The organism is Vreelandella olivaria (genome assembly GCF_023507745.1).
GTDB lineage: Bacteria > Pseudomonadota > Gammaproteobacteria > Pseudomonadales > Halomonadaceae > Vreelandella > Vreelandella olivaria_A.
This window is the reverse complement of sequence record NZ_JALPZO010000144.1, coordinates 160,892-171,733: the sequence shown is the minus strand read 5'-3', so window position 1 is coordinate 171,733 and position 10,842 is coordinate 160,892. Positions and strand designations below refer to the sequence as shown.

Genomic DNA, 10,842 nt, shown 5'->3' with positions numbered 1-10,842 from the left:
GGCCTTGGGGGCGGCGATGCGGAAGCTAATCCACATCGCCTATGGCATCCTCAAGACCCAAACCGAATATCGGTCGCAAACCACCTAATGGGTTGTTTGTGACTGGTTAGGAGAGATGGTATCTAGGCTAACGGTAACCTCGGACTATGCGCTACTTGCCTGATTTTTCAACAGGAAAGCGGGTGTCGCGTAGGCTGTCTTTGATTTTTTTCAGGTGTGGCAGGAAGTCTTCGCCACGCCGCAGCGTGACACCTGTGGCAAGCGCATCAATCAACGTAAGCTGAATAACCCGTGAGGTCATTGGCATGTAATGGTCGGTGTCTTCGGGGGTCGACACGTCAAGAGTCGCGGTGCACTCCTGTGAAAGGGGGGAGTCAGGCGCCGTAATACCAAGCACGACGGCTCCCGCTTCACGCGCTATTTTAGCGATATCCACCAGCTCCCTGGTGCGTCCCGTGTAAGAAATAATCACCACCACATCCCCGGTATGGCAGGCAGCTGCCACCATCCGTTGCATGAGCACATCAACATAGGCCATTACGGGCAGGTTAAAGCGGAAAAACTTGTGCTGGGCATCCTGGGCGACGGCCCCTGACGCGCCAAGTCCGAAGAAATGAATCTGTTTGGCCTGGGTGAGGTAGTCGACCATACGCTCGATGGCCGCCATATCCACTTCACGCTGGGCTTCATCCAGCGCGGCAATCGTTGCACCAAAGATTTTATGGGTATATTGCGTGGCGTTGTCACCGGGCTCCACTGCCCTGGTGACATAGGGGGTTCCGCCAGCAAGGCTTTGGGCGAGCTTGATTTTAAAGTCAGGATACCCTTTGGCGCCGAAGTTGCGGCAGAACCGGTTGACTGTCGGTTCGCTGACGCTGGCCGCCTGGGCTAGGCTGGCAATGCTCAGGCTGGTGGCGGCGGCGGGGTCTTCCAATATCACGTTGGCGACTTTGCGCTCTGAGCGGTTCAACTCTTCCAGACGTTCGCGTAAGCGGTCAAGCAGATCATGCGCCATTAACAGACTCCGTGGCAGGGGGCGAGTGTTGGTTGGATGCCCATTTCTTACACCATGCGAAAAACTCATCGGCAGGTAAAGGGCGTGCATAGTAATACCCTTGTGCTGCTTCGCAACCAATAGAACGTAAGTAGTCTACCTGGGCAGAGGTCTCAATGCCTTCAGCCACCACGTCACAGCCCACCGCATGGGCAAGCTGCGTAATGGTCAGTGCCAGATGGCGATCTACTGCGTCTTCTTCTAGATCCATAACGAAGGCGCGATCAATTTTTAACGTTGTGAACGGGAGTGTTTTCACATAAGCCAGCGAGGAGTGGCCGGTACCGAAGTCGTCAATTGCCACGGCAATATTGACATCAGCAAGCTGGGCAAGCTGTACACGGGCATTTTGCATGTCGCTCATTAAACCCGATTCGGTCACTTCCAGCGCAAAAAAACGTTCGGGGATGTTGTGTGCATTAAGCCGTTCGAGCAGTTTTTCGGCAAAGTCTTTGCGTGCCAATTGGCGTGCCGCCACGTTCACCGCGATATGAAACTCATCATTTAGCAATCCCTGGGCGCGCCATGCGACGATGTGCCTCATCGCTTCCTCCAGCACCCATTCACCAATTGAGAGAATTTCTCCACTGGCTTCTGCCAGGGGGATAAAGTCCGCTGGTGAGACATGGCCCAGCTCAGGGTGGTGCCAGCGCAGAAGGGCTTCAGCACCGATGATACGCTGAGTGATTAATGAGAGTTTTGGCTGAAACGCAAGCGACATCTCGCCACGCGCTGACGCTCCGCGAATGGCTTGCTGAAGATGCAGGCGATGGCGCTGTTGCGCCTCCAGAGTTTCGTCATAGCTTTGAATTCGCAGCGAACCGCTTTGCGGTAGTGCTAATGCCGCCATGTGTACAAGGCGCTCGGTGTCGAAGTGAGTGTGTGACCAACTGATACCAATACGGGCATTCAGCGGTAACAGAAGGTCACCCAGCGCTTGGTCATGGTCGAAGCAGCGTAATAGCTTTTGAGCCATCAGCGTAAGTTCTTCACGCTCAGTATTGGCGGCGATGACCAATAGCTCGCTTCCGCCCCACAGTCCCAGCTCGCACTGGTGATCCAACTGAGCAGAAAGCTGGTGAGTGATATGCACCATCAAGCGGTCGGCAATACCGTAGCCGTGTAGCCTCACGACATTATCCAAGTCATCCAGGGCAATGAACAGCAGACCGGCACCCGCGCCGCTCAGCGCTGCTGCCTGCAGCATTTGGTTCAATGCCCGCCGGTTGGCAAGCTGGGTAATGGGGTCGGTTCGGGACTGGCGGTCTAATTCCCTGGTGCGCTTGGCGACCATGAGTTCCAGAGTCTCAGCCTGTTGATCACGCACCTGATAGCGGTGTTCAATGCTTAAGGTATTGCGAATGCGCTGGAGTACCTCATCGTGTTTGAATGGCTTGGTGATAAAGTCTCTCACGCCTAAGCTAAGGGCACGGTGGCGCGTTTCATCATCGATTTGAGCGGTAAGCACGATAATCGGCGGTGTATGGCCCGCAAACTGTTCTTGCAACTGACCAATGACCGCATAACCGTCCAGGTAAGGCATGCGAATATCCAGCAGTATCAGGTCTGGCAGTGTTTGCTGACAGTGGGAAATCACCTCGCGGGAGTCGTTAATACCATGGATATTGTCAAAGCCGTGATCATCCAGCAGGTCGAGCAACAGCTCAATATTAATGCTGTTGTCATCCACCACGAGTAAGTGTTTGTGATTAAGGTTCATGACTCTTCCCCGGGTGCCAGCTTGAGGAAGCGGTTGAGCGTCGCCGTTAATTTTTCGATATCGATCGGTTTGGTGAGGTAGTCAGCAAAACCGGCGGCTAAACCATATTGCTGGTCACGCTTCATCGCATTGGCAGATAACGCAATGACCTTGAGGTGCTGCAGCTTAGGGTCCTGCTGCACGGCGTCTAACGCCTGGTAACCGCTCATCCCAGGTAAGTGAATATCCATTAGTACGAGGTCTGGTGGGGAGTGGCGCATGATGTCAAGCCCCAGTTCGGCACTGGCAACGGTTTGCAGTTGCACCTTGTCGAAGTCATCTATTATATCTTCCATCAGACGCTGGTTGGTCGGGTTATCTTCAATGTAGAGTAACTGGTAGCTGACCTGACCACTTTCGGAATCACTGTTACCTGGTTCGGAGGAGAGTTGTCCTGGCGCAATCGCTTGTTCGGTAATGGGTAGCGTAAACCAGAAGGTTGCCCCCTGACCGGGTTGGCTCTCAACGCCAATACGCCCCTGCATGCGCTCAACGAGTTCTCGGGTGATGGCCAGGCCAATACCAGTACCTTCAATGGTGCCATACTCGGCATCCAGTCGATTGAAAGGTTCAAAGAGTTCGTGATGTCGCGCTGGCGCAATGCCGCATCCGGAGTCCGTAATTCCGATGCGTAGCTCATCGCCAAGCTGCTCTATGCCAATATGAATCGTGCCATGTTCCCGATTGTACTTAATCGCGTTGGAAAGCAGGTTAAGTAAGACCTGCTTGGTCCGTGTGTAATCGGCAATTACCTGCCAAGGTGAGGAGAGGTGCGCGCGAGTAAGTGTAATGCCCGCCGCATCTATATTGGCCTCCAGGGTACTGCAGGCATCATCAAGCACATTCTCAATTAAAATTGGTTCCATGGAGAGCGTCATATGCCCCGCCTCGATCCTGGCTAAATCGAGTACTTCATTGATCAGGCTCAAAAGGTGTTGGCCGCTTTTCTCGATCTGGCCCACCTGGCGTTGCTGCTTGCTGCTCAATGGGTCACGGCGGCCTTTTGCCAATAGTTGAGCGAAACCAATAATGGCATTGAGCGGCGTGCGCAGCTCATGGCTCATGGAGGATAGAAACTCACTCTTGGCCTTATTGGCTGTTTCGGCCTGGTCGCGGGCAGCGGCCAGATCCCGTGTCACCTGTTCACGCTCGGCCATCTGGCGGTAAAGGTTAATCAGTAGCGCACAGGTATCGGTAAACGGCTGGAGCCAGTCCAGTAGTGCCTGGTTCAAGGGCTGTTTGCTGTTAGCAATGGCATACATACCAATCAGGTTGTTGCCACTGAAAATCGGTACGCCCAGGTAATTATCCAGTTTTGGGTGGCCTGGCGGGAAGCCTCCGCGTTTAGAGTGCTGGGAAACATTGTCGGTGATGATGACATCCCCATAGGCGTAAACGCGACCTAACAGGGAGTTGGGGTTGGTCAGCACCATATTTCCACTGCGTAACTGCTCCATTAAGTGGCGTGACTCGTCGCTCCAGGAAAGGTCGGTGATAGCATGGATTTTGAGTGCGTTGGTGGTATCGGTGGGTAGTACCTCGCCAATCAGCGTGTAGTCGCTGTCGGTCAGTTCGCGTAGCGCTTCCATCAGGAAGGTCCATAACTGCTCACCGGACATCAATGCCTGATAATCGGTAATGCCCTGGTGCAGCACCTTGAGCAGGCTCTGCTCTTTATGCATCCGCTCAGTGGCTGCATAAACCTCGGTCAAGTTGGTTAGAATCCCCAGGAACTCAACAACCTCTCCCTGTTCGTTATGGATGGCGTTAATCGCCAGGTGCACGGGAATCATGTGGCCGGCTTTATGACGCGCTTCGACTTCCCGGCCCCGACCAATCACTTTGGGTTCGCCACCCTCCAGGTAATTGCTAATAAAGCTATTATGCCGGCTGCTAATGGCTGCCGGGGTCAATATGGATACATTCTGCCCCACGACTTCATGGTCGCTATAACCCAGCATCGTCTGCGCAAAGTGATTGATGCCCAGCACTTGCCCCGTGCAATCAATGCGGATGATGCCTGTAGCGCTTTCATTTAATAGCGCCTCATAGCGCCGTGTGGTTTGGGCTAATAGCTGGCGCATTTGGTGCTGGCGCAATAACTCTTCGACTTGATTGGCCAGTGTTTGTAACAGGTGGCGTTCGCGCTGGCTAAAATGACGTGGCTGACTATCGATCAGGCTTAACGTACCCACTGGCAGGTCATCAGCGGGGCGCAGTGGATAGCCTGCATAAAAGCGAATATGAGGTGGGCTGGTAACCAATGGGTTATCCGCAAACCGTTCGTCGTTTAACGTGTTTTCAATGATCAGGGGAGCATCATGAGCGATAGCATGGGCGCAAAAAGAGACTTCGCGACTGGTTTCACATATCTCTAGTCCGCTGTGAGACTTAAACCATTGGCGCTCATGGTCAACCAGCGATACCAGTGCAATAGGTACGTCAAAAAGAGCCTGTGCAAGCTGTGTAATACGTTCAAACGCATCATCAATAGGTGTATCAAGCACCTGGAGCGCATGCAATGCCATCAGGCGCTGTGCTTCATTATCAGGTAGGTCTGCGGCTTGCATAGAAGTTCCAAAAAAAGAATTAGGCCATCGTCTACCTGATAATTATCGGATATTACCGCGCCAGCTTTAGCCAAGCCGTAGTAACTTCATCAGCCAGCGTCGGTAAGGAGGCCTGATCAAGCGGCTGGCAGGCTGTTTTGCCTGATAGAAAGTACTGCGTAGATGACTAAAACGCTCGAATCCACAGCGCCCGTGATAAGCGCCTATGCCACTATTACCCACACCACCGAACGGGAGTGAGGGAACCGCGTGATGAAGCAGCGTTTCGTTAAACACCAGCGCCCCCGAACGGGTGTGTTGGCGCAGGGTCAATTGGAGCGCTTTATTATCTGTAAAGGCGTAGAGCGCCAGCGGATGGGGGCGTGCGTTGACATAATCGATGGCAGCATGGGTATCTTTAACCCCAATGACAGGGAGGCAGCGTCCGAATATCTCTTCACGCATGACCGCTAGTGTTTGTGTTGGATCGATAATCAGTGCTGGTGCATGGCTGCCAGAGTCGATGATGCGGCAGCCGTGATCCCGTGCTTCCTCTATCAACCAATCCATGCGCTGCTGATGGTGTTCACTAATAGCGGAGGTCGCCTCTTTATCCGAAGGCCGCTGGTGTGCGATGGCCTGGGTTAAGGCCTGTATCATGTCCTCTAGTCGGCGGCTTTCCACTAAAACATAGTCAGGCGCAATACACGTTTGCCCAGCGTTAAGGCCTTTCCCGAAGATAATGGCCGCCGCCGCACGGTCCAGGTCGGCATCCCCTGCCACAATGGCAGGAGACTTTCCGCCTAGCTCAAGGGTAACCGGCGTTAGGTTGGCTGCCGCCGCCAGCGCGACCCGTTTCCCTACCTGGAAGGAACCGGTAAACACCAAGTGATCAAAGGGCAGTGAGCAGAAAGCCTCTGCCACTTCTTCTCCGCCTTCCACCACACTGAATTCGTCCTGCGTAAAGTATTGCGGTATCAGCTTGGCTAGTAATGCACTGGTATGAGCGGTGCGCTCACTTGGCTTGAGCATCACTACGTTGCCCGCCGCAAAGGCATCTATAGCGGGCATCAGTGCCAGACTCCAGGGGTAATTCCAAGGCGATACTATGCCAACAACACCTAACGGCTGTGGCTCCACCCTGGCTCGCGCAGGCAGCAGGCGCCAGGGTACTCCCGCCCGTTTAGGGCGCATCCAGCTCCTTAAGCGATGGCGTGTATAACCAATGGCCTGAGTTACCGCACTGATTTCGGCCAGGTGAATTTCCACTTCGCTGCGTTGGCCAAAATCAGCCTGAATGGCGCGTACGATGTCATGCTGATGACGCTTGGTCATACGAGCCAGGCGGGTCAGACGCTCGCGTCGGGTGCTTAATGGAGGGAAGGGCGCCCGCTCAACGGCCTGCTGTTGAGCGTGGAAGACATCCGTTAGGTTGCGATTCATGGCCTCTCCTTGATTAACGCATGGCGGTCAGTACGCCTTTTGCATATATCAACGACGGCGCAGGCACCATCATTGAGCGAGTGTTGAAACAGGGCGGTTTCTGCCTGGGTTAATGATAGAGTGCATCATTAACTACCGTTTGTTTTAGCTTACGCCTTTGAGAGACGCTATGCTTTCACCGCCGCTATCACTCTCTATTCTACCTGCCATTAAGGCCATCGCGGAAAGTCAGTGGGACGCGCTGGTGAGTAATGATCAGCCCTTTCTGCGCCACGCGTTTTTACTGGCGCTGGAGGTTAGTGGCTCTGTCAGTAGCAACACGGGGTGGGAACCCTGTCATTTATGCGTTTGGCAAAACGACCGGCTGGTGGGCGCAATGCCCATGTATCGCAAGTACCACTCCTACGGCGAGTATGTGTTCGACTGGGGCTGGGCAGAGGCATTCGAAAGAGCCGGAGGGCACTATTATCCAAAGGCGCTGAGCGCCATTCCATTCACTCCTGTACCGGGTGCACGTACACTGATGGCGGTGGATGTAAACGCGGACGAGGTGCGTGCCCTGTTAGCATCGGCCTGGCAAACGCAGTGTGAGCATCAACTGCTATCTGGCTGGCACCTGCTATTTGCAGAAGAGTCGGAAGTGAGCGCCTGGCAGCGCCAGTGTCCCACCCTCATTGCTAGGGAAGGCGTGCAATTTCAGTGGCGTGACCGTGGGTTTAACGATTTCGCTGGGTTTCTGGCCAGCCTGACCTCCAAACGGCGCAAAATGATTAAGCGAGAGCGCCGTCGGGTAGCTGAGCAGGGGCTTACCCTGAAGCGCCTGGAAGGCAGTGAAATTTCCGAAGCAGCAATGGCGCATTTTTATCGCTGCTATACCATCACGTATCATGAGCGTGGTCGACCACCGTATCTTAATCAGGCGTTTTTTGAACATTTACGATACTCAATGCCTGAATCGCTGGTACTGGTGCAGACCTTGCTCAATGGCCAACCCGTGGCGGCTGCACTCTACCTGCGTGGCGACTCCACACTTTATGGTCGCTATTGGGGCAGCGAGATAGTGGCTGACTGCCTGCACTTTGAAGCCTGTTATTACCAGGGCATTGAATATTGTCTGGCTAAGGGGTTAACGCTGTTTGACCCTGGTACGCAGGGAGAGCATAAGCTGGTGCGGGGATTTTCCCCTCAGCGGGTACGCTCACTGCACTACCTTATGCACCCTGGGTTGGCTGCGGGTGTGGCCCAGTTTTGCCAGCAGGAAGCTGTGCATGTCAACGCCTATCGTCAGGCTGCCAAAGAGGCGTTGCCATTTAAGGCGCATGGGTTATAAGTAACCACTTGTTAACATACCGGTGTGACTCGCTGGGCATGGTCCCTTAATGGCATAATGCGCGCCGTTCACGCCAGCATAAGGAACTTGGTGATGCATAAATGGCTAGTAGGGGCACTGCTTGCCGTGTTGGGCCTTCTCCAATACCAGCTGTGGCTGGGCAACGGCGGTTGGCAGGATCTTCAACGGGTGGAGGAGCGTGTTGCCGTTCAAGAGGCAGCCAACGTGCCGTTGCGTGAGCGAAATTCACGGCTAGCGGCAGAAGTTACCGACCTTAAAACCGGCCTGGATGCCATTGAAGAGCGCGCCCGCAGCGACATGGGAATGGTGCGCAGCGATGAGCAGTTTTTCTGGGTGCCCGGCGTGGCGATTGAAACTGAGCTGATAGGTCTTAACGCAGGTCTGGTTACCCAATCGGGTCGTTCCGGCGAAGGAGCGAGGCAGTGAGTGATACGCTGTGGCTTATTGTGCCGGCCGCGGGCCAGGGAAAACGTATGGGGGCTGATAAGCCCAAGCAATATCTTAACATTGCTGAACAGCCTATTCTGAAGCACACCCTACAGCGTCTACATGCCGCCTTTCCAGATGCTCATCTGGTGTTATGTTTGGATAGAGATGATCAGTGGTTCCGATCCGAATGGGTGCCGTTTCGCCACTGGCAGAGAGTGAAGGGGGGGCAAGAGCGCATGGAAAGCGTACTTAACGCTCTTCTGGCAATTCCCGCGAATGACAATGATGTGGTGATGGTTCACGATGTAGCGCGACCCTGCATTACCCCGGCGGATCTGCATGCGCTCTACCGCGCTGCCAGTGAGCATCCAGAAGGTGCCCTGCTGGCAATGCCCGTAGCGGATACCATGAAGCGTGCCAACGCCGAGCAGCACAGTATGGTAACCGAACCACGGGCGGGGTTATGGCATGCCCTAACCCCACAAGGTTTTCACTACGCGCTGTTGCGGTGTGCCCTTGAGCAGGCGGTGCATGCTAACCGTGTGGTAACGGATGAAGCCTCCGCTGTTGAGGCGCTTGGAAAAGCCCCCAAACTAGTGAGCGGGCGGCGCGATAACCTGAAAGTGACCCACCCTGATGATCTCGCTCTTGCCGCCGCCATTATGGCGTCACAAGCGGCTCAATCCTCTGAAAGGAGTGCCTGATGCGTATTGGCCATGGTTTTGATGTGCACCGCTTTGGGCCAGGTGACCATTTAATGATCGGTGGGGTAAAGCTGCCTTTTGAACACGGCTTTGTAGCGCACTCTGATGGCGATGTGCTGTTGCATGCGATCAGTGATGCGCTGTTAGGTGCCTGCGCACTGGGGGATATAGGCCGACACTTCCCGGATACAGACCCGGCCTGGAAAGGTGCAGATAGCCGTGAACTATTGCGCCATGTTGTTATGCTGGTACGTGAGCAAGGCGTTGGTGTGGTTAACCTGGATGCCACGTTAATGGCCCAGGCGCCCAAAATGGCACCGCATATTGAAGCGATGCGAAAGGTGATTGCTGAAGATTTGGGGATTGAAATAAGTCAGGTAAATGTAAAAGCCACCACCACGGAGCGACTGGGCTTTACCGGGCGTGGGGAAGGAATTGCTGCTGAAGCGGTTGTTCTGGTTGAGTGGCAAGAGACCTTAAATGCTTAAACTTCCCCAGTGGCGGCGTTATTTGGATGCCCGGTTTGGGGAACCAAAACTCGGACAGTATCGCGCCCAGCCAGAGGATTTCATTGTTGATGAGCAACTCGACTTTACACCCGAAGCGCATGGGGAGCATGTGTGGTTGCGGCTTGAAAAGCGCAACCAAACCACGTTAGATGTGGTTAAAATCTTAAGTCGGCTATGCAAGGTAACGCCCAGAGACGTTGGTTATTCGGGTATGAAAGATCGGGTTGCGGTTACCCGACAATGGTTGAGTGTGCACCTTCCCGGCAGGGAAGCACCTGCCGACTTGGGGACATCGTTAGAGGCATTAGGCATCACCGTGTTAGAGCAGGCCCGCCATCCTCGAAAGCTGAAAAGAGGTGTGCACCGCACGAACCATTTTTGCCTGAAACTGAGTGGCGATGCGGTGCAGGCTGATGATTTTGTACAGCGCTGGGAAGCGCTTTGTAAGGAAGGGGTGCCAAACTACTTCGGCCCTCAACGTTTTGGCCCCGGTGGGCGTAACCTGCAGCGTGCAGAGGCGGCATTCGCCAAAGGCTGGCGTAAGCGCGATGACCGCCAGGGCATGTTGCTTTCCACCGCGCGCAGCTTTTTGTTTAATGAACTGTTAAGCGCCCGTTTGGGCGATGGTACCTGGTGTCAGCCCTTACCAGGAGATACCCTGATGCTGGATGGCACCCAAAGCGTATTTGGCATCGAAAACGTGGATGACAGCTTAATTAACCGTGCGGCTGAGCTGGATATTCACCCTACCGGCATACTCTGGGGCGTTGCGCAAAAAAAGATAATACAGGGAAACACGGAAAACGCGATAGCGGCTTACGAGGCAGATTTAGTGCAGCAGTACCCCGCCCTCTGTGAGGGATTGGAAAAGAGTGGTGTAAAGCGTGCCCAACGGGCGCTTCGCGTTCGACTGGTGGAGCCAGAGCTTCGCTGGGAGTCTGCGGCTGTGCAACTGTCGTTTGCGCTGCCCCGTGGCAGCTTTGCCACTGCGGTGGTCAGTGAGCTGATTCATCATTCCGATTTTGTTTAACACATTTTCAAGGA

At 54.4% G+C, this 10,842-nt stretch carries 9 protein-coding genes; 5 read left to right on the top strand and 4 right to left on the bottom strand.

What is annotated here, in order from left to right; genetic code table 11:
- Positions 1 to 151 precede the first annotated feature (151 nt).
- The 4 genes from HP566_RS18050 to HP566_RS18035 form a co-directional block, all read right to left on the bottom strand.
- Positions 152 to 1,015 (bottom strand): MurR/RpiR family transcriptional regulator, encoded by an 864-nt coding sequence (locus tag HP566_RS18050; RefSeq protein WP_249978702.1) that lies wholly within the window; start codon positions 1,013 to 1,015, stop codon positions 152 to 154.
- Positions 1,005 to 2,774 carry an EAL domain-containing response regulator gene (locus tag HP566_RS18045; RefSeq protein ID WP_249978701.1) on the bottom strand — a complete coding sequence of 590 codons (1,770 nt, stop codon included), beginning with the start codon at positions 2,772 to 2,774 and terminating at the stop codon, positions 1,005 to 1,007. Before HP566_RS18045 ends, HP566_RS18050 begins: the two co-directional genes overlap by 11 nt.
- On the bottom strand, positions 2,771 to 5,383 hold the full coding sequence (locus HP566_RS18040; protein WP_249978700.1) for an ATP-binding protein: 2,613 nt from the start codon (positions 5,381 to 5,383) through the stop codon (positions 2,771 to 2,773). The genes HP566_RS18045 and HP566_RS18040 overlap by 4 nt, the downstream gene beginning before the upstream one ends.
- A gap of 66 nt (positions 5,384 to 5,449) precedes the next feature.
- A complete protein-coding gene (locus tag HP566_RS18035) occupies positions 5,450 to 6,805 on the bottom strand; it encodes an aldehyde dehydrogenase family protein (RefSeq protein ID WP_249978699.1) in 1,356 nt (451 codons plus the stop codon).
- A 169-nt stretch (positions 6,806 to 6,974) separates the two neighbouring features.
- On the opposite strand from HP566_RS18035, the gene HP566_RS18030 reads away from it, so the two are divergent.
- The 5 genes from HP566_RS18030 (at position 6,975) to truD (ending at position 10,828) form a co-directional block, all read left to right on the top strand.
- Positions 6,975 to 8,135, top strand: a complete 1,161-nt coding sequence (locus HP566_RS18030; protein WP_249978698.1) for a GNAT family N-acetyltransferase — start codon at positions 6,975 to 6,977, stop codon at positions 8,133 to 8,135.
- Between the two features lie 93 nt (positions 8,136 to 8,228).
- Positions 8,229 to 8,582 (top strand): cell division protein FtsB, encoded by a 354-nt coding sequence (gene ftsB, locus HP566_RS18025; protein WP_249978697.1) that lies wholly within the window; start codon positions 8,229 to 8,231, stop codon positions 8,580 to 8,582.
- On the top strand, positions 8,579 to 9,289 hold the full coding sequence (ispD, locus tag HP566_RS18020; protein ID WP_249978696.1) for a 2-C-methyl-D-erythritol 4-phosphate cytidylyltransferase: 711 nt from the start codon (positions 8,579 to 8,581) through the stop codon (positions 9,287 to 9,289). The genes ftsB and ispD overlap by 4 nt, the downstream gene beginning before the upstream one ends.
- Positions 9,289 to 9,777: a 2-C-methyl-D-erythritol 2,4-cyclodiphosphate synthase gene (gene ispF, locus HP566_RS18015; protein ID WP_284041550.1), complete on the top strand. Its 489-nt coding sequence runs from the start codon at positions 9,289 to 9,291 to the stop codon at positions 9,775 to 9,777. Before ispD ends, ispF begins: the two co-directional genes overlap by 1 nt.
- Entirely contained in the window at positions 9,770 to 10,828 is a 1,059-nt protein-coding gene (gene truD, locus HP566_RS18010; RefSeq protein WP_249978695.1) for a tRNA pseudouridine(13) synthase TruD, read from the top strand. Before ispF ends, truD begins: the two co-directional genes overlap by 8 nt.
- Positions 10,829 to 10,842 lie beyond the last annotated feature (14 nt).